The organism is Nocardiopsis sp. CC223A (assembly GCF_030766825.1).
GTDB lineage: Bacteria > Actinomycetota > Actinomycetes > Streptosporangiales > Streptosporangiaceae > Nocardiopsis.
In genome coordinates, this window is sequence record NZ_JASFDV010000029.1 from 43,612 (window position 1) to 67,725 (window position 24,114).

Below are 24,114 nucleotides of genomic sequence, written 5' to 3' on the forward strand. Positions count from 1 at the left end.
TCCGTGCAGTGGCGCACGCCACATGTTCGACGGCCGTCCCGCCGGCCTGTCGGAGCCGGGCGGTAGCGTCGCTCCCAAACGAACGTTCGGTTGGACCTCGACATCGGGAGCAGTATGACCGAGCATCCGGCGGTCGGCCGCCACTTCGGCCTGACCGTCCCCCCGGCGGTGGTCGACGCGGTCGACCCCCGCCTCCTCGACCGGTGGATCGGCGGCGCGGACCACCTGGTGGGCGCGGAGAGCGGCCGGCCCCGCGCCGCCCTGACCGCGGTCGAGGTCTGCCCCGGCTTCAACCCGCTCGGCCGCGCCGGCTGGGTCGCCCAGGGCCTGGAGGAGGGCGACCTCTCCGACGCAGAGGTGGCCGAAACCCTCGACCGGATCCCGGGGTCGACCGCAGCCACGGTGCTGCGCGCCGTACTCGACCGCAGGTCCGGCCTGGACCGCAGCCCGCACGCCGACGCACTGCTGCCGCTGCTGTCCGACGCCGGGAACGAGTGGACCGCCCGCATCTGGGCCCTGGAGGCCGTCATGCCGGTCGTCGGCGACGGACACGCCCTGGCCGGGGCCGCCGCGGCCCTGCTGGAGAAGGACCCCTACAGCCGCCCCTGCCTGGCCGCCGTGGCCAGGGCACACGAACTCACCGGCGAGGAGCCCGTCCTGACCGCGGAGGAACTCGGCCGCAGGCGCGCCCTGGCCGAGACCACCGCCGGGTACCTCATGCGGCTGAGAGAGGATCCCGCCGCGGCCGGGGAGGTCCTGGCCGAGGTCGGCGACCCCGGCCCGGCCGAGGTGCTGGCCCGGCGCATCCTGCTGCGCGCCGACGTCGACGGGCCCGCGGAGGAGGCCCTCCGGTGGGCGCTCCGCGTCGTCCTCGACTCCGACCGCGACGACCGGGCCGCGCTGGCCGCCGCCGGGCTGGAGCACCTGCCAGCCGAGGGCCGAGCCCACACCGTCGCCGGGCTGGAGGTCGACGCCCCCGACGACCCGCTCGTGGCGGTCCTGCACCACCTGCTGGAGCACACCCCCGAGCCCGCCACCTCCGACGTCGTCGGCGAGATGTACAACGACGACCTCAAGGAGGCCGCCTTCAAGGCCCTCGCGCCGGTGGCGCACGAACCGGAGGTCTTCGACGGTCTGATGCGCCTCGCCGAGCTGCCGGGACCGGGCAGCAGCGTCGAGAAGCTCTGGGAGGAGCTGTTCAACCCGTTCGACGAGGCGGGCTACATCCTGCACCGCCTCACCGGTGAACAGGCCGCGCGGGCGGCCCGGGCCATGGTCGCCACGCAGCTGGGGCACCCGGACATCGGTGCGCGCTCCACCGCCGGGCACCAGCTCTTCCGCTTCGACCACCCCGGGGCCGAGGAGTTCCTGATCGGTGCGCTCGACGAGTACGGGCGGCGCTACGCCGAATCCGACCAGGCGAGCAGTCCCGTCCTCGACCACGGCCGGACCCTCCACGATCAGCTGGAGGACGTCGTCGCCAACCTCTACTCGGCGCTGCGCAACATGAAGACCCCCACCTCGCGCACCGCCCTCATCGAGCGGCTGTTCACCGAGCGGCGCAGCATCTGGCGCATGGGCGACGCGATCGGCGAGGTCTTCTCCGCCGAGGTGCACCGGGAGGTCATGCGGCGGCTGCGGGAGAGCCGCGACCACCGCGCGGCCGCCCACTACGCCGACGCGCTCGCCGGACACGTGAAGCAGCGCCGGCCCAAGGTGAAACTCCTGGAGGAGATCGCCACCTGGCCGGTCCCCGAGGACGTGATCGAGCGGCGCGTCTTCAAGTACGCCCTCGGGGTCGGCATCTCGGCCGCACTGGAGGAGAAGGCGTTCGACCTGGTCCGTGCCGCCCACCCGCTCCTGGCCGCCATCGCCGAGGACGCGGCGGAGCCCGACGCGCTCGCACGCGGCCGCGCCTGGGAGGACCCGCTCGCCGCCGAGGACACCCGCGCCCTGCTGGAGTCCGTGCTCACCGGTGCCGCCGACACGGCCCGGCAGGCGCTGATCGAGCAGGGCCGGGCCGCCAGGGCGGCGGGGAGACCGCTCAAGCGCGTCACCGACGACCATCTCGCGACGCTCGCCGGGACCACGGTGCGGCTGCGGCTGCTGCACGACGGGACGACCGGGGAGGTGTGGTTCCTCGACACCGAGGGGGCGGTGTTCGCCTTCGACGGCTACGGCGTCGCCGAGCCGCCCTTCGAGGCGACCCTCGTCGGCTGCTCCGGTGTGCCGGACTTCCTCGCCGACGTCACCGCGCAGTCCGAGCGGGCGCTCCTGTGGACCCGGTCGGCCCGGCGGTTCGTCGAACTCGTGCGCTACGGCGATCGGCTCGTCCGGCGGTGGGGGGACAACAACGGCATGTTCGAGACCCTCGGCCTCGCCTTCCCCGGCCCGGAGGCCGCCGCCGACGCCTTCGAGCGGATGAGGGCCACCTGCGTGGCCGCCAAGTACACCGAGTCGGACCCGTGGTACCTCCCCGGCCGGGCCGCGGTCCAGCGGACCTTCAAGCCGCAGGACGGCGGCGAGTGGGAACGGCTGATGGGCTTCGACCCCGTCGCGCACGCGGTGACCCCCGAGGCCGTCGCCGAGGCCGAGCGGCGCGAGCTCGAACTGCACCGCCAAGGCGTGTGGCCGGCCACGATCGAGTGGGTGAGCTGGGAGAAGTACCGGGTGCTCGACGAGATGCCGGTCGCCGACTGGATGCGCGCCCGCATCCGCAACGACGGGCAGGACGCCGCCTGGCACGTCGAAGCGCTGGCCGAGATCACCGGGTACCTGCGGTCGCACGGCTACACCGAGCACGGCCCCGGCCTGGAGTCGCTGCGCGCCGAGGTCGGCCCGCCCGCCGCACCGGAGGACGTCGCCGCGCTGGAGGCCGCCCACGGCGCCCCGCTCCCGCAGGTCCTCAAGGATTTCTGGGGCCGGATCGGGTACGCCGAATGGACCCTCGGCGGTACCGGCATGCGCATCCTCGGCCCCCGCGAGGTCCTCGACGCGATCCCGGTCATGGAGGAGTTCGGCCGGGAACGCCTCGCAGCCGTCCCGTCCCACGCCCGGGAGCGGTGGGAACCGGTCTTCGGGGCGCTGCGCGGACTCTCGGTGCACCTGGGCGACGGGACCCCCGACGTCGTGTTCACCGCGGAGCCGATGGCCGACGGTCGGGTGTTCTCCCGGGTGCAGGGCCGCCCCGCCGACCAGTGGTGGGAGAAGGCGCTGGGGTGGATGTTCGCCACCTCGTTCCTGTCGGCCTTCGTCCGTGCGATCGAGGAGGCGGTGCCCGAGACGGCGATGCTCTACCACGGCCGGCGCCGCGGACCGGGCCTGGCGGGCCGCCGCTTCGAGGCCGAGGGCGGACAGGGCACGAAGTTCTGGGAGGTCTGGACCGACCCCGGACTGGACGTGGTCGCCACCCGCCACGGCAGGGCCGGTACCGCCGGGACCGTTTCCACCCGGCGCTACGCGGACCCCGGCAAGGCCGCCCGCAAGGCCGCCGGGCTCATCGCCGCCAAGGAGAAGGGCGGGTACCGCGAATCGGCGGGGTGACGGCGGCGGGCCCGCCGGGACGGCCGGTCCCGGCGGGCCCCGGCCTCACCCCAGGAGCCTGCGGGCGAAGGCCGCGTAGGTCTCGGCCAGCTCGCCCACGTCGATCCCCAGCTCGGGACGCCACCACTCGGCGACCCGCAGACCCATGGAGCCCAGGGCGGTCATGCCGAGCAGCGGGTCGAAGTCGCCGAAGAGGCCCTGTGCCTGGCCGCGCTCGATGATGGAGACCGCGACCTGCTCCGCGCCGACCCGCGAGGCGTAGGAGGCCTCGCGGGCCTCGGGCGAGAGCGCCTCCAGTTCCCGGTTGGCCACGCGCATGAGCAGCGGGTAGTCGGCGTGGACGCGTACGAGCTCGGAGACCATCGCGGTGATCTGTGCGGCCGGGTCGTCCCCGGCCCCGGCCACGGCCGCGCCGAGCCGCTCGGCCTGCTCCTCGTGGCCGATCCGGATCAGTTCGGCGAGGATGTCCTGCTTGGACTTCACATGGGAGTACACGGTGCTGGGGTGGATGCCGACGGCTCCGGCCAGGTCTCGGACCGAGACCGCGTGGTAGCCGCGGGCGCCGAACTGCAGCAGCGCCTCCTCGAACAGGCGGCGCCGGGTCCCGGTGCCGGTCGCCCGGGGCGGCAGCAGGGTGGGTGCGGCGCCGGTCGTGGTGGGGCCCAGATCCGCGTTCGTCCGCAGGGCGCGGCGCCTGCCGTCGCTTCCGTCCCGTGCCCCGCCCGCCACCGTGCCGCCGCCCTCCCCGCCGTCCGGATGCCGATCTCCCGGAATTGTAGGTGCAGACCGCTCCCGGGGCCGCCGGTTCCACCGCCTTTCGGTCCCGACCTCCCCCTTTGGAGGTGTTAGCCACATCCGAGGCTCCCGGCCCGGATCCGAATGTGGCATTGAGGAAGGTTAGGCTAACGTAACCCGCATTGTGGGAATCGGTTCGCCGGACAGGCGAACCCGGTCGAGGGCGGGATCATTGAAAATCACGATGCGTACGTGCGCTGCCACCTTCGGTGTATCCGTTCTGGCGGCGGTCTCGGCCGGTTGCGGCGTATCCGAACCCGTGCCGGAACACACCGCATTGGCCGGTGAGAACGCCACGACATATCCGCTGGTCGTGGAGAACTGCGGCCAGGAGGTGACGTTCGACGCCGCACCGCAGCGGGTCGTGTCCCTCGACCAGGGGTCGACCGAGATCCTGCTGTCCCTGGGGCTGGAAGAGCGCATGGTGGGGACGGCGTCCTGGACCGACCCCGTACGGGAGAACCTCGCTCAGGCGAACGACGGGGTGCCCAGGCTGGCGGACGAGGCCCCCACCTACGAAGTGGTCCTGGACACCGACCCTGATTTCGTGACGGCCTCGTTCGGACGCCACTTCGCCCAGGGCGGAGTGGCGGAGCGGAGCCGGTTCGCCGACACGGCGATCGGGACGTACCTGTCGCCGACGGACTGCGAGGGTGAGACGAGCATCAACGCCGGCGGTACCCGTACCGAACCGCTGACGATCGACGGCCTCTACCAGGAGATCCGCGAACTGGCCCGGATCTTCGACGTTCCGAGCCGCGGTGAGGAGCTGGTCGACGAGCTGGAGACCCGACGGCAGGAGGCGCTGGCCGGTGTCGACGCCGCGGACACGAGCACGGCGTTCTGGTTCGCGGACCTGAAGTCGCCCTATGTCGCCGGAGGGCCGGGGGCGGCGAACATCCTGGCCACCGAGGTGGGCGCCTCGAACGTGTTCGCCGACCTCGACGACGACTGGCCGGCCACGACCTGGGAGGTCTTCGTCGACCGGGACCCCGACGTCATCGTCCTGGGAGACCTGAGCCGCGAGCGCGCCCCGGGTGACCGGTTGCAGGAGAAGATCGACTTCCTGCGGACGGATCCGGTCACCAGGGACCTCACCGCGGTCCGGGAGGAGCGGTTCATCTCTCTGCACGGAGCCGAGATGAATCCGTCGATCCGGATGATCGACGGACTGGAGGCCCTGGCCGAAGGACTGCGCTCCTTTGAGGAGACGCAGTGACGCTCAGTCCCTCCCGGCCGGAGACCGCCCTGCTCCCGCCGCTCCCGGACCGCTCGGGGCTGAGGTTCCTGGGCGTCGTCTCGGGAGCGCTGGCGCTGCTGCTCGTCTCGGTCGGGACGGCGATCACCCTGGGCCCCGCCGACGTGTCGTTGGTCAACGTGCGCGACATCGTGCTCAACCACCTCGGGGTCACGGACATCCCGGTCCGGGTGTCCAAGGACGCGATCGTGTGGAACGACCGCCTGCCCCGGTCCCTGGTGGCCGCGGCCTGCGGCGCCGGACTGGGGCTGTGCGGGGTGATCCTGCAATCCCTGCTGCGCAATCCGCTGGCCGATCCGTACGTCCTCGGGATCTCGTCGGGCGCCTCGACCGGCGCCGTCACCATCGGGATCCTGGGGATCGGAGGGACCGCGCTCGGCGTCTCCGGAGGCGCGTTCGTCGGCTCCGTCACCGCCTTCACCGTCGTCCTGCTGCTCGTGAGCCTGAGCGGCGGGGGCAACGACAAGGTGATCCTCGCGGGGATCGCGGTGACACAGCTGTTCTCCGCGCTGACCTCGTTCGTCGTCTTCGCCTTCGCCGACTCGGACCAGGCCCGGGGGGTGATGTTCTGGCTGCTCGGCTCGCTCGAAGGGGTCCGCTGGGACGACGCGGCGCTGTGCGGCCTCGTGGCCCTCGCCGGGACGGCCTTCTGCCTCCTCCGGGCCCCGGTCCTGGACGCGTTCGCGTTCGGCGACGACGTCGCGTCCTCGCTCGGGGTCTCGGTGCGGCGGGCGCGCATCACGTTCATGACCGTCACCGCGTTGCTCACGGCGACGATGGTGAGCGTGGCCGGCGCCATCGGGTTCGTCGGCCTCGTGCTCCCGCACGCGGCCCGTTTCCTGGTCGGTCCCCTCCACGCCCGCCTGGTGACCGTGACCGTGCTGGCCGGAGCGGTCTTCATGGTGTGGGTCGACGCCGTGTCGCGTTTGGTCTTCTCCCCGTCCCCACTGCCCATCGGCGTCGGTACCGCACTGGTGGGCGTGCCCGTCTTCATCGTCATCATGTTCCGTCGTAGGAGGACCTCGTGACACTCCGGACACGAGAGGTCACGTGGAACCGCGGGGGCCGACTCGTCGTCGACGGCATCACCCTGCACCCCCGGCCCGGTGAGACCATCGGTCTCCTCGGCCCCAACGGCTCCGGCAAGTCCTCCCTCATCAGACTGCTCTCCGGTGCCGTGCGGCCCACCTCCGGTGTCGTCGCCCTCGACGACACGTCGCTCACCGACCTCGCACGACGGGAAGCGGCGCGCGCGATCGCCACCGTCACCCAGCACGCCGACACGGTCGTCGACATCGTCGTCCGGGACATCGTCGCCCTCGGCCGCATCCCCTACCGGGGCGCCTTCGGGGGGAACCGGGAACGGGACGCCGCAGCGGTGGCCGACGCGCTGGAGCGAACCGGGCTCACCCACAAGGCGGGGGAATCGTGGCACCGCCTCTCCGGCGGCGAGAAGCAGCGCGTCCACATCGCCCGCGCGCTGGCCCAGCAACCCAGGGAACTGCTCCTCGACGAGCCCACGAACCACCTCGACATCCGCTACCAGCTCGATCTGCTCCAGCTCGTCACAGAGCTGCCGGTCACCACCGTCATAGCCCTCCACGACCTGAACCTCGCGGCGATGTTCTGCGACACGCTCATGGTCCTCAAGAGCGGCCGCGTCGTCGCTGCCGGGCCCCCGGCCGACGTCCTGACGCCGGAGCTCATCGCCGAGGCCTACGAGGTCGAGGCCACGGTCCGGATCGACGACGGGACGCGACGCCCGGTGATCACCTTCCGTCCGGGCCGGGTCCCCGGCGGAGCCCCGGCACGGGGAGGGCCGGAGGGCGTCACCGTCCCCGTCGACTGAGCGGGGGCGGTTCCGCTCGGCCGCGCGCACCGAACGGCCCCAGGGGCACCGGCGGCTCCCGGCGTTCTCGTCCGGGGCGTCGACACGCGTCCCTCGCGTGGTCCGACGACGGCGAACGGTCCGGCCCCCGCGCCCCGGAACGGAGGGGCCCGGCGGATCACCGATCCGCCGGGCCCCTCCACGCCCTCTCAGGCTCCGGTCAGCGCTTGAGGCCGTGCTCGATGGCCTTGATGATCCGCGGCCGCAGCTCCGCCGCGCCGATGATCGCGTCCACCGAGCCCACCTCGACCGCGCGCTGGATGCTGTGCACCCGGTCGAACTCCGCGGCCACCTCGCCGAGCTTCTCGGCCCGCACCGAGGCGCGGACCTCGGCCAGGCTGGTGTTGAGTTCGGCGCGCTCGGCGCCGCTGGTCTCGGCCACCCGGTTCTGCAACTCCACCACGCGCGGGTCGCGCGCGGTGCGGTTGTCCACCTCGCCGGAGAACACCACGGCCGCGGCCGGGGCGCCGCCGAGCACCGACGCGAACGAGCCCTCCAGGGCCAGCACCGTCATGTTCGGGTTCAGCGCCTTGGAGAACACCACGAACGCGCCGCCGTGGTAGCGGGAGATCACGCAGAACACGATCGGGCCGTCGAAGTTGACGATCGCCCGGCCGATCTCCGCGCCGTACTCCAGCTGGAGGGCGCGCATCGACTCCGGCGAGCCGTCGAACCCGGACAGGTTCGCCAGCACCACCAGCGGCCGGTTCCCCGACGCCGCGTTGATCGCCCGGGCGACCTTCTTGGACGACTTCGGGAACAGCGTGCCCGCGGTGTAGGTGTCCGGGCCGTCGGCCGGCGGGAAGCCGCGCCGCGGCACCGCCCGCGACTCGATGCCGACCAGGCAGACCGGCTGCCCGCCCAGGTGCACGTCCTGCACCACCGCGGTGTCGGCGTCGGCCATGCCAGCCCAGCGCTCCAGCACCGGGTGGTCCAGGTCCGACAGGGCGCGCATGACCGTGCGGATGTCGAAGGGCTTCTTGCGGTCCGGGTTGTGCTCCGCGGAGAAGATCTCCCCGACCGTGGTGAAGTCGCTGCCCTCGACCCGGTGGGGGTAGTCGGACACGTCGCGGTCGACGGGGTCCTCGGTCCGCGCCCGCCGCGGCCGCTCCTCGCCCGGGGCGATGTAGGTGTGCTCGTAGTGCGCCATCAGCACGTCGCGGGCGGCCGGCAGGTCCGGCGCCCAGTACTGGGCCTGGCCGTTGGGGCCCATGACCCGGTCGTGGCCGCCGATGCCGAAGTTGTCCTCGGCGGACACACCGCCGGAGAAGTCCAGCGACTGCTTGCCGGTGAGCACCATCGCCGATTCCGGGGTCATCACCAGGATGCCCTTGGTGTGCATGAGCATCGTCGCCTCGGCGTTCCAGTACGGCTGGGCCCCGACGTTGATGCCCGCGACCACGATGTTGATCTCGCCGCCGGCCTGGGTGAACTCGACGATGCGCCGGAGCGCGGCCGCCACCCAGTCCATGTTCTCGGTGCCGGAGGACATCGAGATCCGGGCGCCCGCGGACAGGGCGAACCACTCCAGCGGCACCCCCATCCGCTCGGCCAGGTCCAGCGCGGCGATCACCCGCGAGCACTCGGGCTCGGACAGGGCGCCCAGCGCCTTGGTCGGGTCGCCGAACAGCACCACCCGGGTGATGCCCTGCGGGTGCAGCGCGGTGGGGGTGGTGACGACACCGGCCACGAGCGCCGCGGTGTTGCCGCCCTTGGGGCGGTCCACCGGCACCAGGTTCCCGTCGCCGTCGAGGTCGTGCTCGACGAAGGAGCCCTCGGGACCGGTGAGCATGCCGGTCAGCTCGTAGGGGTAGACGGTGCCGCGGCGGGCCGCGCGCAGCACCTTCTGGCGGTAGTCGTCCAGGACCGGTACCGGTTCGGTGGAGGGCCGGTCGATGTGCACCTGCGGACCCCGGGCGGGGTCGAGGGTGATACGCACCGCGACCTCGGCCAGTTCGCCCCCGGCGTTGCGCTGGCGGGCCACGAACTGGACCTCCTCCAGCCCGGCGCCCTCGGTGGTGGGCAGGATGCGCTGCACCAGGGTGTCGAGCTCCTCAAGGTCGAGCTCGGTCGACGGCCAGACGTACATGAGGATGCGGTTGGTGTCGAACCGCTTGTGCTGGGGTCGCTGCGCCTGGACGTTGCGGATGGCCTCCAGGCAGCCGCTGAGGGTGTCCTCCACGGCGGGCAGCGCGATGAGCCGGCCCTCGGAGTCGCGCAGCGGGGTGAGGTCGCGGACCTGGCTCATCGCGATGAGCCGCTCGTCGGCCGGGTTGCTGCGGGCCACGGCCTGGAACAGGTAGATCTCCTCGTCGGCCGAGGGCAGCCGGGTGAGGTCGAACTCCTGGAGCCGCTGTAGCTGGAGCCGTCGGGCCAGCTGCGGGTGCAGGCCGCGGATCAGCCGGTCCTCGGCCAGGCCGGCGTCGGTCGGGCGGAACGTGAAGTGGTGGTGCATCACGGTGCCGCCCGCACCGGCCACGGTGGTGGTGATGCGGCGCACGCTCGCCGGGAACTCCCGGGCGGCCAGCAGCTCGCCCAGGCGTACGGCCATGGCGTCCACGTCCGGCTGGTCCTCCCAGCCGATGTAGAGGTCGGCGACCAGACCCCGCTCGGGGGTCCCGACCGCGGCGGCGGCCACGGCGTCCAGCGCGGCGGGCAGGGCGGAGATGTCCACCGCGGTGGTGAACAGGCGGGTGGTGCCCCGCGGGTCGGCGTGGTCGGCGGTGACCGTCCGGCAGCCCGCGGTCTCGCCGACCGAGACCGCGGACAGGCCGCGATTGCCGTAGTAGCGGCGGGTCAGCACCTCCAGCAGCGGCCCGTGGTCGCGGTCGGGCCGTCCGATCCGCTGCCCGATGAGGCGGACCAGCGGCTCGGACCCGGCGACCATGGCCTGGATGCGCTCGGCGCGGTCAGGGGCGTCGGGGTTGCGGTCCAGGTGGCGCAGGTCGTCGCGGACGGCCGCGTACACCCTGGCGCGGTTGCGGCGCAGCAGCGGCTGGGTGAACCAGCGGAACACGGCGCCGCGGGCCAGGTCGGACACGGCCGGGAAGCGGACCTGGGTGGCGGCCACCAGGTGCTCCAAGGTGAGCCCGACGCTCTCGGTGAGGGGCCGGGCGGGCATGGCCCCGGCCAGCCAGGCGCGCAGCAGTCCGGACACGGTCTCGACGTGCACGGCCATCCGCTGCTGGGTGAGGAAGATCCGGAAGACCGCGTCCTCCAGCTCCGGGGTGCGGTCCAGGCCGGTGACGCCGTAGCGGGCCAGGACCGCGGTGAGCGTGGCCTCGAACTCCGGGGTGACCGCGGCGCGCTCCACGTCCAGGCTCTGTAGGTAGCCGTGGAACAGTTCGCGGGGGCTGTGCACCTGGGCGTCCCGCTCGGCGTCGGACGTCCCGGCGGGGCGGTTGCGGCTCAGCTCGGACAGGTCGGCGAACAGCGCGACCAGTTCCAGTTCGCCCTGGGAGGGGCGGTCGCCCAGCTCGGCACGGGCGGCCAGGTAGCCGGTCAGCACCCGGTCGACCTCGGAGCGGTCGAAGTCGTATCCCAGCAGAGCGGCGCGCAGGTCCCGCAGGCCGCGCTCGGCGCGTTCGGCGGCGGTGGGGGCGGCGGCCTCGGCGGGCAGGTCGATCTCCGCGTCGGAGCCGGAGTCCTGCGCGGCGCCGGTGTCCTCGTCGGCCAGCGGTTCCAGGCGCATCAGGGCGGCACCGGTCTCCACCTGGCCGCCCACGGACACCGGGCACTCGCGGACGCGGGCACGGAACGGCGCGCGCAGCACCGTCTCCATCTTCATGCTCTCCAGCACCAGGATCGGGGCACCCGCCTCGACCTCGTCGCCGACCGCCAGCGGGGTGGCGACCACCAGGGCGGGGGCGGGGGAGCGGACCACGCCGCCCTCGTCGAGGCTGATCCGGTGGGTGACGCCGTCGACCTCCACCAGGTGGACCGGGCCGTGCACGGCCGACACCAGCCGGTACCGGTGGCCGTTGACCGTGATCCGGCCGCTGTACGTGTCGAAGCGCTCCACCACGACGTCGGCGGGGTGGACGTCGCCGCCGCCGGAGATGCCGACGCGGAAGCGGTCCGGGCCGGTCCGGGCGACGTGCACCCGGTAGCCGACCCCGCGGAGCTTGAGGTCCAGGGGGCGGCCCGGGTCGTGCCGCACCTGCGGGCGGCCGCCGTGCGCGGTGGACAGCAGCCGGCGGCGGCTCATCTCCTCGGTGTCCAGGTAGGCCTCGATGGCGGCCGCGGCCAGGGCGACCGCGGAGTGCCGGTGGTCGACCAGGCGGCCCTGGGCGCGCACACGGTCGATCCAGCCGGTGTCGGCGCTCGCGTCGATGACCTCGGGCTGGTCGAGGAGTTCGAGCACGAAGCCCTTGTTGGTGGCGCCGCCCTCGATGACGACGGTGGTCTCGGCCATCGCGCGGCGCAGCCGGGCCAGCGCCTGCTCGCGGTCGCTGCCGTAGGCGATGACCTTGGCGATCATCGAGTCGAAGTCGGCGGGGATCTCGTCGCCCTCCCGCACACCGGTGTCCACGCGGATGCCGGGGCCGACGGGGAAGCGCAGGTGGGTGATGCGGCCGGGGGAGGGGGCGAAGTCGCGGTCGGGGTCCTCGGCGTTCAGGCGGGCCTCGACGGCGTGGCCCTCCTCGCGGGGCGGGGCGCCCTCCAGGCGGCCGCCGGAGGCCACGTGCAGCTGTAGCCGGACCAGGTCGGTGTCGGTGGTGACCTCGGTGATGGGGTGTTCGACCTGGAGGCGGGTGTTGACCTCCAGGAACGCGAACAGCTTCTCCCCGGGGTGGTAGAGGAACTCCACGGTGCAGGCGCCGCGGTAGCCGACGGCGACGGCGAGCCGCTCGGCCGAGGCCTTGAGGTCGGCGACCTGGTCGGGGGCCAGGACGGGGGAGGCGGACTCCTCGATGATCTTCTGGTTGCGGCGCTGCACGGAGCAGTCGCGCACGCCCAGCGCCCAGGCGGTGCCCTGGCCGTCGGCGATGACCTGGACCTCGACGTGGCGGGCGCCGGTGACCAGGCGCTCCAGGAAGACGACGCCGGAGCCGAAGGCGCGCAGCGCCTCCTGGCCGGTGCGCTCGTAGGCCTCGGCCAGCTCCTCGCCGGAGGAGACCTTGCGGATGCCGCGCCCGCCGCCGCCCGCGGTGGCCTTGAGCATCAGCGGGTAGCCGATCTCCTCGCCCGCACGCAGTGCGTCCTCCAGGGTGGCGACCTCGCCGCGGCTCCACGGGGCGACCGGGACGCCGACCTCCTCGGCGATCAGCTTGGCGCCGATCTTGTCGCCCAGGCGGCGCATCGCGTCCGCGCTGGGGCCGATGAAGGTGACGCCGATCTTCTCGCACAGCTCGGCGAAGGCGGGGTCCTCGGCGACGAAGCCCCAGCCGACCCAGGCGGCGTCGGCGCCGGTCTCCACCAGGGCGCGTTCGAGGACGGCGTGGTCGAGGTAGGGGCGGGCCGCGGCCGGCCCCAGGGAGTAGGCGATGTCGGCTTCGCGCACGAAGGTGGCGTTGCGGTCGGCGTCGGTGTAGAGGGCGACCGTTTCGATCCGTGCCCCCGTTTCGGCGGAAAGCTCCCGGACGGCGTGGATGAGCCGCATCGCGGCCTCTCCACGGTTGACGATGGCGACACGACCGAACACCGGCCGACCTCCCCGATTGTTTGACGACAGAAGGCGACCTCCGGGGTGTGGAGGCCGCCTTTCCCAGCTTGTGCATCTACTCTGCTCGATCACCCACGGGCATGCGATATTCCGAATCACTCACAGCTGAGGCCGAACCTTGTGGGAACTCCACAAAAGGAACTCCGGCCCATCCGCTTCACGTGACCGATCCCACCCGAGGCCGCCTCCCGTGCGCCACAGGAGCCCCGGAGGCGTTTCAGGGAGTGCGCCACCGACCGGGGCGGTCGGGGGCGCGCCGGCCTCAGGCCGGGGCACCCCCGCGCGCGGAGATCACCGCGCGTCCGCGTTCGGAGTCGGGGAAGCGCGCGATCATCGCGCGCAGCTCCTCGGCGCCCACGTTCGCCCCGAAGGGCGGGGTGCCCGGTTCCAGGCGCACGCCCGCGGCCAGCGGGCCCGCCACCACCGGGTCGAACCCCAGCGCGTCCACGATGCCCGCCACCAGGCCCACGTCGGCCGGGTCGTCCCCGGCCACCGCGATCGCCCGGCGGCCGGGCGATCCGGCGGGCGACGCCCCGTCCTCCAGGTCGTGGTAGCCCATGTGGTTGAACGCCTTGACCACCCGGGCCCCCGGCAGGAAGGCCTGGACGGTCTCGCTGGAGGAGGTGCGCGGGTCCACCAGGTCCTCGCGGATCCCGTCCACCTCCCACCAGTAGTTCATCGCGTCGATGACGGGTTTGCCGGCCAGCGCCCCGGCCGGGATCGACCGGTACTTGCCCAGCGGCAGCGCCAGCACCGCCACGTCGGCCTTGTCCGCGGCCTCCTCCCCGGTCACCGCCTCGGCGCCCGGGGCGAGCACGGACACCGCCAGTTCGATCCCGGCGGGGTCGCCCGAGCCGGCGATCAGCACCCGGTGCCCGGCGGCCAGTGCCAGCCGGGCCAGCACCGTGCCGACCTTGCCCGCGCCGAGGATGCCCAGGGTGAGGGCGTTCGTCCGTTCCGTCGTGCTCATGGCCTCCGCCTTTCAGCCTGCGAGGATGTCGCGGACCATCGGGATGACCCGGGTCCCGTACAGCTCGACCGTGCGCATGCGGTCCCGCACCGGGATCGACCCGGAGGTGTAGATCATGTCGAACCGGCCCACGCCCAGGGCCTTGACGGCCGCGGCCACCTTGCGGGCCACGGTCTCGGGCGAGCCGACGTACATCGACCCGTGGGCGATCTCGGACTCGAACTCCTCCGGGCGCAGCGGCGGCCAGCCGCGCTGGGCGCCGATCCGGTCGCGGATGACCTTGTACCGCGGGTAGAAGATCTCCTTGGCCTGCTCGTCGGTGTCGGCGATGAACCCGGGGGAGTGCATCCCCACCGGGTGCGCCGTCGTGCCGAACTGCGCCGCGGCACGCTCGTACAGCTCGGTGTAGGGCTTGAACCGGGTCGGGGAACCGCCGATGATGGCCAGCATCAGCGGCAGCCCGTGGCGTGCGGTGCGGATGACCGACTGCGGCGACCCGCCGACGCCGACCCAGGTGTTCAGCCTCCCGGACTCGGTCTTGGGGAACACGTCGGCGTTCTCCAGCGAAGCGCGGACGGTGCCGCTCCACGTCACCGGCTTCTCGTCGAGCAGCCTGACGAAGAGGTCGATCTTCTCCTCGAACAGCACGTCGTAGTCGCTCAGGTCGTAGCCGAACAGCGGGAAGGACTCGGTGAACGAGCCGCGCCCCAGGATGACCTCGGCCCGCCCCTGCGACAGGGCGTCAACGGTGGCGAAGCGCTGGAAGACCCGCACCGGGTCGTCGGAGCTGAGCACGGTCACGCCCGACCCGAGTCGGATGCGGGAGGTGCGTCCGGCGATCCCGGCCAGCACGGTCTCCGGTGTGGAGATGGCGTACTCGGGCCGGTGGTGCTCGCCCAGGGCGATGGCGTCGACGCCGATCCCGTCGGCCAGGACGGCCTCGTCGACGACCTGGCGGATGGCCGTGCCGTAGGAGAGCGGCTCCCCGTTGTCCCCCTCGGGCACGTCGCCGAAGGTGTCGAGTCCGAACAGCAGGTCAGACATGGTTCCCCTCCTTGGCGGGAGGCGTCGACCCCCGGCCGAATATTGATTGACGTGTCAATTATGCGACCGTATGATTGACGTGTCAACAAGGAGGCCGTGGATGAGCGACGACGCACCGGTGCGGCGGCACAGGCGCCTGCCCACCCGCGAGGAACTGCGCGACTGGCGCGTGTTCACCGAGACCTCGGACGCCCTGCGCGCCGAGCTGTCCGCGCGCCTACAGAACGAGACCGGGCTCTCGCCGTCCGACTACAGGGTCCTGCTCGCCCTCTCCGAGGCCGAGGGCGAGCGGTCGCGCTCCTCGGAGCTGGCCGACGCCGTCGGCTGGGAGCGCAGCCGCCTCTCCCACCACCTCAAGCGCATGGAGCGGCGCGGACTGATCCGCCGCGAGGAGTGCGCCGCCGACAGCCGGGGCGCCGAGATCGTCCTGGAGAAGGACGGGGCGGCGGCCTTCCACGGCGCGACCGTCCCGCACCTGACCGCCGTCCGCGAGCTCTTCGTCGACGCCCTCACCCCGGAGCAGATCGCCGCCGCCGGGGAGATCGCCCGCGCACTGCGCGCCCACTTGGACGCGCACACCGCCTGACGATGGTGTTCCACCGAGTGGTGCGACTTCGTTCGACCCCCTGGTCCCAGAGGCGACGACGCACCGGTCGGCGATCCGTTCTTGTTCGAACAGCCGTTGTTCTCACACCGCTCGACGGGATATGACCCGCCTGACCGGCCCCGCGGCCGCGGCGGGCGGGACGCCCTGCGCCCCCGCCCGCCCGGTCGCGCCCGCCCCCGACCGCGTCCCGCGGGGCCGCTCAGCGCGCGGCGTGCGCCTCCCGTTCCGCCGGTTCCGCCACCGGGGCCGGCCGGGCCAGGGCCTCGCCCTCGATGTCCACCGAGGGCAGCCACCGCCCCAGCCATCCCGGCAACCACCAGGCGGCCCGGCCGAACAGCGCCATCAGCGCCGGGACCAGCGTCATCCGTACCAGGAAGGCGTCCACCAGCACGCCCACCGCCAGCGCGAACGCGATCGGCCGGATCATCTCGTCGGGGCCGAACACGAACGAGGTGAACACCGCGATCATGATCACCGCGGCCACCACGACCACGCGCGCGCCCTGGCGGAATCCGGTGACGATCGCCTCCTCGGCCGACGCCCCGTGCACGTACTCCTCCCGCATCCGCGACACCAGGAACACCTCGTAGTCGATGGCCAGCCCGAACAGGGTGCCCAGCAACAGGACGGGCAGGAACGCCAGCAGCGTCGGCGTGCTCTCCACACCCAGCAGGTCGGCCCCGTACCCCCACTGGAAGACCAGCACCGTGGTCCCCAGTGCGGCGCCCGCACTGAGGACGAACCCCAGCGCCGCCTTCAGCGGCACCAGGATCGAGCGGAACACCAGGATCATCAGCACCAGCGCCAGCCCCACCACCAGGGACAGGAACGGTACCAGCGCCTCGTTGAGCCGCTCGGAGATGTCGATGCCCGCCGCCGTGGAGCCGGTGACGGTCACCGACGCCCCCGTCTCGCGCTCCAGGGAACCGCGCTCGCCCCGGATCTCGTGCAGCAGGTCCTCGGTGGACCGCTCCGACGGACCCGCCGACGGGACGACCGAGATGACCGCCGTGTCGCCGGTTTCGTTGAGGACCGGCGCGGCCACCTCGTCGACGCCGTCCAGGTCCGCCATCCGTTCGGCGATCTCGTCGGCCGCCCCCGGGCGGTCGTCCGCATCGCGCAGATCGGCGACCACGACCAGCGGGAAGGCACTGCCTGCGCCGAACTCCTCGGCGATCGCGTCGTAGGCGCGCCGCTCGTCACCGTCCTGGGCCGCGATCGACGCGTTGGGCAGGCCCAGCCGCATGTCCAGCGCGGGGATCGACGCCGCACCCAGCACCAGGACCACCGCGAGTACCGGCAGTACCGGGTGTCGTACCAGGAACCGGCTCCACCGGGTGCCCAGGGTGGTCCGGGCGGTCAGCGCCCGCTCCGAACGGCGGCCCAGCACCGGGACCCGCAGCGCCGTCACCCGTGGGCCCAGTACACCGAGCAAGGCGGGCAGCAGGGTGATCGCCCCGAGCACGGCGGCGGTCACCGTCATCGACGCGGTCACGCCCATGACGCCCAGGAACGGGATGCCCACCACGTTCAGCCCCAACAGGGCGATGACGACCGTGATACCCGCGAACACCACGGCGCTTCCCGCGGTGCCGATGGCCCGCGCCGCCGACTCGTGCGGGTCCATGCCGTCGGACAGCTGCTGTCGGTGCCGGGACAGCACGAACAGCGAATAGTCGATGCCGACCGCGATGCCCAGCATCACCGCCAGCAGGGGGGCGGTGGAGGTCACGTCCCAGAAGGCGGCCGACACCAGCACGGCCGCCATGCCCAGCGCGACCCCGGCCAACGCGACCAGGACCGGCACACCCGCCAGGATCAGCGCGCCGAAGTTCAGCACCAGGACGGCGGCGGCCACCAGCACACCGATGACCTCGACGATGCTCAGCCCGATCTCGGGTGGTGACAGCGACGTGCCGCTGAACTCGACCTCCAGTCCGGCCTCCTCGACCGGGCCGCCGCTGCCGAGGATCCCATCGACGGTCTCCTGCGCCACCCGGCCGTCCGGCTCGGTCAGCTGCACCTGGACCAGCACGGCCCGGCCGCCGTCGGAGAACAGCGGGATCTCCTCGGCGACCGATGCCTCGTCGAACGCCGGGGCCTGCTCGGCCACCTGTGCGGCGGCCTCCTCCTCGGCCTGCGCCAGCATCCCGTCCCGGCCCGGGGTGCCCTCGGGCACCTGCTCCTCGACCGTCGCGCGGGCCTCGGCCCGGGCCTCCTCCTCGGCCGCCGCCAGCTCCCGCCCGTACACCTCGCGGGCGTCCCCGACGAGGGCGAAGGGATCGACGACCTCCTCCACGCCCTCGACACCGGCCAGGCCGTCGGCCAGTTCCCCGACCGCCTCCCGGTACTCCTCGTCCGCGAGGATCTCCTCGCCCTCGGGCGCGCGCACCAGCACGGTCACCGATCCGCCGCTGCGCTCGGCGAAACGGTCGCCCAGCAGGTCGGCGGCCTCCTGGGCCTCGGTGCCGGAGATCTCGAACGTGTCGTCCAACCGGGGCTGGAGCGACACCGCGAGGGTCGCCATCGCGGCGACGGCCACAAACCAGCCGCCCAGCACCCACCAGCGTCTCCGGTACGCGAAGGAACCGATCCGGTACAGCAACGTCGCCATGCTCTTCCTCTTCCGTGAGCCGGTCGGGGCGTCCGCCCGTGCGGACGGACGCCTCCCGGCCAGGCCATCGGCCCCGGATGGGGAAGTGTCGCGAAAAAGATGGGAATCCGATGAGAATCCCCGTTCGGTGGTGAGAGATGGGGCACCCTCCCCGTCGCGGGCGGGGAAGGCCAGGGTGACGGTCGTGCCGCCGGACACCGACGACTCCAGTTCGGCGGTGCCCCCGTGCGCGGCCATGACCGCGCGCACGATGGACAGCCCCAGACCGCTGCCCTCCCGGTCGCGGGCGGCCGGATCGCGGTAGAAGCGCTCGAAGACGAACGCCGCCGACTCGGCCCCGATCCCGGGGCCCTCATCGGACACCGACAGCACCGGGCGGCCGCCGACCCGGGCCAGCCGGACGGTGGCGACACTCTCCTGCGGGGTGTGGGTCAGGACGTTGGCCAGCAGGTTGGAGACCGCCTGCCACAGCTCCTCGCGGTCCCCGGTGACCAGGCACTCGTCGCGGACCTCGACGTCGATCCGCCGTTCGGGGGCGGCGGCCGCGGCCCCGGCCGCGCACTCGCGCACCAGGTCGGCCAGCGACACCACCGTCGGGCTGGCCGCGGGCGGGGTGGCGGGGCGCTCGTCCAGCCGCGACAGGTACAGCAGGTTCTCCACCAGCCGTGCCATCCGGTCGGCCTCCGCCTGCGCGCGCGGGATCACGTCGGTCCGCTCCCGGAGGTCGACCACGCCGTCGGCGATGAGCTGGAGGTAGCCCCGCACCACCGTCAGCGGGGTGCGCAGCTCGTGGGAGGCGTCGGCGGCGAACCGGCGCATCCGCTCCTCGGAGTCGGCGCGCGAGTGCAACGCCGCCTGGAGTCCGGCCAGCATCCGGTTGATGGACACGGTGAGCCGACCCGTCTCGGTCCGCGCCCGCTCCGGGGACTCGGGAACCCGCCGCTCCAGGTCGCCGTCGGCGATCGCCTCCGCCGTGACCACCACATCGTCCAGGGGGCGCATCCCCCAGCGCAGGATGGAGGAGGCCGCCGAGCCGAACAGCGCCAGCAGCACCACCGAGGTGACCGTGCCGGTCGCCACCAGACGGCCCACCGTCTCCTGCACCTGTTCCAACGGGATCGCCATCACCAGGTGGGCGTCGTGGCGGGGTAGCTCCAGGTACAGCACCCGGTAGTCCTCGCCCTCGTGCTCCACCGTGGTGGGCGTGCCCTGCCGGGCCCGCCCGGCCACCGTGTCCAGGAGCGGCGCGGAGAAGACCGGATCCCGGTAGGAGAACGAGGGCGAATCGACCTCCACCAGGAATTCCCGGGGGGCGGTCACCTCACCGAGGAACGCCTCCGTCCTGTGCTCCAGGATCTCGTCCTGCCGGGAGCGGGCGAACTCGGCGACGAGTTCGAGTTGGTTGTCGACCTTCTCCGTCAGGAAGCGGTGCACGGTGAAGCCGCCCACCGACACCACGATCGTCAGGGTCAGGGTGGTGACCGCCAGCAGGAGCGCGGTCAGCCGGGTGCGCAGGGTCATGGCGGGGCCCCGTCCTTCACGTCGGGTCGTCCCCGGCGCGCATCGTGTAGCCGAAGCCCCGGTGCGTGCGGATCAGGTCGGGGCCCAGTGCGTTGAGTTTGCGTCGCAGGTAGCCGATGTAGGTGTCCACGATGTTGGAGCCGTTGCGCTGCCCGGTGCCCCAGACGCGGTCGAGGATCTGCTCGCGGGACAGGACCCGGCCCTCGTTGACCATGAGGTAGTGGAGCAGTTCGTACTCGGTGCGCGACAGGTGCACCGGGACGCCGTCCCGCCGCACCTCGTACCGTTCCGGGTCCAAGGAGACGTCGGCGACGCGCAGCACGTGGTCCGGCGGCGGCACCGGCTCCCGGTCGGGGCGCAGGCGGCGCAGCACCGCCCGTACCCGCGCGACCAGCTCGTCCATCTCGAACGGCTTGGTGATGTAGTCGTCGGCCCCGTAGGTGAGTCCGGCGACCCGGTCGGCGGGCGCGTCGCGCGCGGTCAGGAAGACGATGCCGGTGCGGGGGCGTGCCGCGCGCACCTCCCGGCACAGTTCGCGGCCGTCGCCGTCGGGCAGCATGACGTCGATGACCAGCAGGTCGGGATCGTGCGCGGCCAGGATCTCCCGGGCCGCGGTCAGTGAGGTGGCGGTGAGGACGGCGAACCCGTGGAAGGTCAGGACCGTGGCGACCAGGTCGACGATGTCGGGGACGTCGTCCACCACCAGGACGGTGTCGGTGCTCATCGCCTCCCATCGAAGCAGGGGAGCATGAGAGTTCGATGAGAACACACCCGTTCCCCGGGTCGGGAAGGCCCCGGGGAACGGTCCGGTTCAGCCCGCGGTCGCGATCGCCTCGCCGTAGAGCTTCCGCAGCGGGGCGGAGTCGGGTTCCGCCATGTGATCGGTGGCACCGGTGTCCAGGAGCGCCTCCAGGTACTCCAGGCAGACGTGGAACCCGGTGGCGGTGCCCGCCGCACCCTCGGGGTCGGGAACGGTCAGGGTGGTGAACGTCATCAGTGTCCCCCCGTCGGCCTCCGCCAGTTCCCAGCGCAGGACGTCGCCGTCCCAGGTCCACTCGAACACCGACGGCGGGTCCCACACCCGGATCTCCCCGTGCAGGGGGGCGCCGTCCTCCTCCCCGGTCTCCGTCCGCCAGAAGGGCAACTCGATCGCGGCGCCCGCGCGGCGCTCGCCGACGATGTCGCAGGGCAGCCAGTGCGCGAGGTGCTCGGACTCGGTGATCGCCCGCCAGACCTGCCACCGGTCGTGTGCGAACCTGCGCCGGAAGCGCAGCTCCCAGCCGTCGTCCGTACGGCGCACGGCGGCGGTCGGCTCGTCGGTGCTCATGTCTCCTCCATGCCGTCGAGGTGCGTTTCGAGTGCGTCGAGCCGTTCGTTCCAGGCGTCACGGAAGGGGGTGAGCCACGCGTCGATCTCGCGCAGCGGGTCCGGGCACAGCCGGTACAGGCGCTGCCTGGCCTGTCGCCGGACGGTGACCAGCCCGGCGTCCTTGAGCACTTTCAGGTGCTTGGAGACACCGGGCTGGGACAGCGGCAGGGCCGCGACGATCTCCCCGGCCGACTTCTCCCCCTCCAGAAGGAGGGTGAGGATGAGGCGACGGTGGGGTTCGGCGACGACTTCGAGCACACCGGTCATGCGCCGAGTATCGCTCCCGGGAAATATTTCTGTCAAGGAATACGAGCAGGTGTTCCCCGCCGGGGCGGCGAGGGTGCCGACCGCGCGCCCGGCCGCTACCGCCCGAGCGACTGGACGAGGCCGAGGAGGTGGCCCTCCGGGCCCGTGAAGTCGGACCAGGCCAGCGCGCCGTCGATCTCCCGGCGCTCACCGGTCCCGATGCCCGCGCCGGCGAGGCGGTGCTGTTCGGCGGCCAGATCCTCGACCCCGAACAGCACCTTGGCGCCGGCCCGCTCGGCGTCCTCGTCGCCTGTGGTCAGCAGCAGGCTCACGCCGTCGCGCAGGTCGAACTCGACGTCGGTGGGGGAGGGCTCACCGGCCGGGCCGTGGCCCAGGACCTCGGTGTACCAGGCGGTGGCCGCCGCGAGGTCCCTGACCGGAAGGTTGATGATCACAAGGGTGGGCTTCAGGCTCTCCGACATCGGCGCCTCGCTTCCGTTCGGTGCGTGTGGGCCCGCTGGGGTCGGGCCCCGTGCGCTCACGGTAGCAATATTCGTACACGTTTTCGAATGTTCCCTGTGGGTTCGGAACGCCTCCGGGCGGACCGGCGCTGGGCCCCGCGCCCCGTGTCCGGTACGGGCGCGGCCTCCCGGAGAGCGCCCCGGGAGGCCGCACCCGTCCGGCGGAGCGCTTCGACGGCACCCGCCCCGGGCCGGGTCAGGAGGCGGCGTCCATGCGGGCGCGCTGGTCCTCGGTGAGTTCGAGGTCGAGGGCGCCCAGGCTCTCCTCCAACTGCTCCACGGAGGAGGCGCCCACCAGCGGGATGATGGGCAGTTCGTGGCCCAGCTGCCAGGCCAGGACCACCTGGTTGGGGGTGGCGCCGGTCTCGGCCGCGACCTCCTTCAGGACCGCGAGCCGGGCCGCGGTGCCCGGGTGGTCGTAGTCGCGTCCCAACGGCTTGTCGGTGCGGGTGTAGGCGCCGCTGAGCAGCGGGGTGTAGGCGACCAGGACCAGCCCCGGCTCGGCCTCCAGGTAGGTGAGCAGGTCCGAGCCCGCGCCGCCGATGTTGCCGTACCGGCACAGCGGGTCGCCGATGTCGGTGCGCGGCCGCAGGTAGCTGTGCTGGTACTGGAGCACCTCGTAGCCGGGCAGACCTGCGGCGGCGGCCAGGGCGCGGGCGCGCTCCACCCGCCAGGCGGAGTGGTTGCTCACCCCCAGCAGCCCTACCGATCCCTCCTTCACCAGGTCGGCGAAGCCCTCGACGGTCTCCTCCAACGGGGTCTTCCGGTCCTCGATGTGCGAGTACAGCAGGTCGATCCGCTCCAGGCCCAGACGCTCGCGGCTGGCCTCGGAGGCTTCGCGGATGGCCCGGGCCGACAGCCCCTCGGCGTTGTCGGTGTAGCTCGTCCCCGGGGCGAGCGGGCGGGCACCGAGCTTGGTGGCGATGAAGAGCTCGTCGCCGACGCCGCGGCTGCGCCGCCAGCGGCCGATCAGCTCCTCGCTCTGCCCGCCCCGGTCCTGGCCCTCCCAGAACGCGTAGTTGTTGGAGGTGTCCAGGAAGGTGCCGCCGGCCTCGACATAGCGGTCCAGGATGGCGAAGGACGTCTTCTCGTCGGTCCGGGTTCCCATGAGCATGGTGCCCAGGGCGAGGGCGCTCACCCCGCGCCGGGTGGCGGGGTCGGTGCCGATGATGCGCTGACGCATGGGGTTCCTCCCGTTCGCGGCCCGCTCTCCGCGGGCCCTGGAACAGGAGTCTGCGACCTGGAGCGCGCTCCAGGTCAAGCCCCCGGGGCGGCGGGAACCGGTGCGGGGCGGGAACCGGTGGCGCGCCCTCAGCGTTCGCGGCTGTGAGCGGCCACCGCCAGCGGGCAGAACACCGCGACCAGCCCCGCCGACCAGGCCAGGGAGGCGGCCATCGACGACCCGGCCGGGGTGCCGGTGAGCAGCGCCCGGCAGGCGTCCATCACCCGGGTCACCGGGTCCACCTCCGCCCAGGCCCGCAGCCAGTCCGGCAGGGTGTCCACCGGCGCGGCCAGGCTGGTGCCCAGCAGCAGCGGCGGGAACGCGACGAACGCGACCGCCAGCACCGTGCCCTCGCCGCGCACCAGCACGCCCAGGAACACCGTCACCCAGCTCAGCGCGAACCCGAACCCCATGGCCAGCGCGGCCGCCGCCGACCCGGCATCGGTGGTGACCCGGAACCCCAGCAGGGACCCGATCGCGAACAGCAGCGCCACCGCCAGCGCGTACCGCACCACGTCCGCCGGCACCGACCCCCACAGCGGGGCCGAGCGTCCGATGGGCAGGCTGCGGAACCGGTCGTAGACGCCCTTGCGGCGGTCGACGTTGATGCTCACCCCGCTGGCGAGCATCCCCGACAGGCCGGCGCCCATCACCAGCACCCCGGGGAAGAGGTACTGGAGGTAGTCACCGGTGGACCCGGACACCGAACCGCCGAAGAGGTACACGAACAGCACCATGAACAGCGTCGGGGTGATGACCCCGTTGACGATCGCCCCCGGGTCGCGGACGGACCGGGCCAGGCCGCGCCGGGCCAGCAGCAGGCTGTGCCGGGCCAGGGCGCCGGGCCGCCGG

16 protein-coding genes are annotated in these 24,114 nt (G+C 72.8%); 5 read left to right on the top strand and 11 right to left on the bottom strand.

Annotated elements, in window-relative coordinates; all coding sequences use genetic code 11:
• Window positions 1-114 precede the first annotated feature (114 nt).
• Window positions 115-3,543, top strand: a complete 3,429-nt coding sequence (locus QJS33_RS14150; RefSeq protein WP_306368417.1) for a WGR domain-containing protein — start codon at window positions 115-117, stop codon at window positions 3,541-3,543.
• Window positions 3,544-3,588: 45 nt separating this feature from the next.
• On the opposite strand, the gene QJS33_RS14155 is transcribed toward QJS33_RS14150, so the two are convergent.
• The gene (locus QJS33_RS14155; RefSeq protein WP_306368418.1) at window positions 3,589-4,272 is read right to left on the bottom strand and encodes a TetR/AcrR family transcriptional regulator; all 684 of its coding nucleotides are present in this window, start codon (window positions 4,270-4,272) and stop codon (window positions 3,589-3,591) included.
• A gap of 343 nt (window positions 4,273-4,615) precedes the next feature.
• On the opposite strand from QJS33_RS14155, the gene QJS33_RS14160 reads away from it, so the two are divergent.
• Genes QJS33_RS14160 through QJS33_RS14170 form a run of 3 tightly spaced genes read left to right on the top strand, consistent with a single transcriptional unit; the run spans window position 4,616 to window position 7,445 of the window.
• The gene (locus QJS33_RS14160; RefSeq protein WP_306368419.1) at window positions 4,616-5,557 is read left to right on the top strand and encodes an ABC transporter substrate-binding protein; all 942 of its coding nucleotides are present in this window, start codon (window positions 4,616-4,618) and stop codon (window positions 5,555-5,557) included.
• Window positions 5,554-6,624 carry an iron ABC transporter permease gene (locus QJS33_RS14165; protein WP_306368420.1) on the top strand — a complete coding sequence of 357 codons (1,071 nt, stop codon included), beginning with the start codon at window positions 5,554-5,556 and terminating at the stop codon, window positions 6,622-6,624. The genes QJS33_RS14160 and QJS33_RS14165 overlap by 4 nt, the downstream gene beginning before the upstream one ends.
• Window positions 6,621-7,445 (top strand): ABC transporter ATP-binding protein, encoded by an 825-nt coding sequence (locus QJS33_RS14170; RefSeq protein ID WP_306368421.1) that lies wholly within the window; start codon window positions 6,621-6,623, stop codon window positions 7,443-7,445. The genes QJS33_RS14165 and QJS33_RS14170 overlap by 4 nt, the downstream gene beginning before the upstream one ends.
• 199 nt (window positions 7,446-7,644) lie before the next feature.
• Here the strand turns inward: QJS33_RS14170 and QJS33_RS14175 are convergent, their stop codons facing one another.
• The 3 genes from QJS33_RS14175 to QJS33_RS14185 all read right to left on the bottom strand — a co-directional run bounded on the left by QJS33_RS14175 (window position 7,645) and on the right by QJS33_RS14185 (window position 15,163).
• Complete coding sequence (locus tag QJS33_RS14175) at window positions 7,645-13,128, bottom strand: carboxyl transferase domain-containing protein (RefSeq protein WP_306368422.1); 5,484 nt, start codon at window positions 13,126-13,128, stop codon at window positions 7,645-7,647.
• Between the two features lie 283 nt (window positions 13,129-13,411).
• A complete protein-coding gene (locus tag QJS33_RS14180; protein WP_306368423.1) occupies window positions 13,412-14,119 on the bottom strand; it encodes an NADPH-dependent F420 reductase in 708 nt (235 codons plus the stop codon).
• A gap of 12 nt (window positions 14,120-14,131) precedes the next feature.
• Window positions 14,132-15,163: an LLM class flavin-dependent oxidoreductase gene (locus tag QJS33_RS14185; protein ID WP_306368424.1), complete on the bottom strand. Its 1,032-nt coding sequence runs from the start codon at window positions 15,161-15,163 to the stop codon at window positions 14,132-14,134.
• 100 nt (window positions 15,164-15,263) lie between these two features.
• Here QJS33_RS14185 and QJS33_RS14190 point away from each other — a divergent pair, with 100 nt between their 5' ends.
• Window positions 15,264-15,749 carry a MarR family winged helix-turn-helix transcriptional regulator gene (locus QJS33_RS14190; protein ID WP_306368425.1) on the top strand — a complete coding sequence of 162 codons (486 nt, stop codon included), beginning with the start codon at window positions 15,264-15,266 and terminating at the stop codon, window positions 15,747-15,749.
• A gap of 220 nt (window positions 15,750-15,969) precedes the next feature.
• On the opposite strand, the gene QJS33_RS14195 is transcribed toward QJS33_RS14190, so the two are convergent.
• The 7 genes from QJS33_RS14195 to QJS33_RS14225 form a co-directional block, all read right to left on the bottom strand.
• Complete coding sequence (locus tag QJS33_RS14195; RefSeq protein ID WP_306368426.1) at window positions 15,970-19,905, bottom strand: MMPL family transporter; 3,936 nt, start codon at window positions 19,903-19,905, stop codon at window positions 15,970-15,972.
• Between the two features lie 16 nt (window positions 19,906-19,921).
• A complete protein-coding gene (locus QJS33_RS14200; RefSeq protein ID WP_306368427.1) occupies window positions 19,922-20,629 on the bottom strand; it encodes a response regulator transcription factor in 708 nt (235 codons plus the stop codon).
• Between the two features lie 87 nt (window positions 20,630-20,716).
• A complete protein-coding gene (locus QJS33_RS14205) occupies window positions 20,717-21,232 on the bottom strand; it encodes an SRPBCC domain-containing protein (protein WP_306368428.1) in 516 nt (171 codons plus the stop codon).
• Window positions 21,229-21,540 (bottom strand): helix-turn-helix transcriptional regulator, encoded by a 312-nt coding sequence (locus QJS33_RS14210; protein WP_306368429.1) that lies wholly within the window; start codon window positions 21,538-21,540, stop codon window positions 21,229-21,231. The genes QJS33_RS14205 and QJS33_RS14210 overlap by 4 nt, the downstream gene beginning before the upstream one ends.
• A gap of 95 nt (window positions 21,541-21,635) precedes the next feature.
• On the bottom strand, window positions 21,636-22,001 hold the full coding sequence (locus tag QJS33_RS14215) for a VOC family protein (protein ID WP_306368430.1): 366 nt from the start codon (window positions 21,999-22,001) through the stop codon (window positions 21,636-21,638).
• 235 nt (window positions 22,002-22,236) lie between these two features.
• Window positions 22,237-23,223 carry an aldo/keto reductase gene (locus tag QJS33_RS14220; RefSeq protein ID WP_306368431.1) on the bottom strand — a complete coding sequence of 329 codons (987 nt, stop codon included), beginning with the start codon at window positions 23,221-23,223 and terminating at the stop codon, window positions 22,237-22,239.
• Between the two features lie 128 nt (window positions 23,224-23,351).
• A partial coding sequence (locus QJS33_RS14225) for an ABC transporter permease (RefSeq protein ID WP_372339659.1) occupies window positions 23,352-24,114 on the bottom strand: 763 nt, incomplete at its 5' end.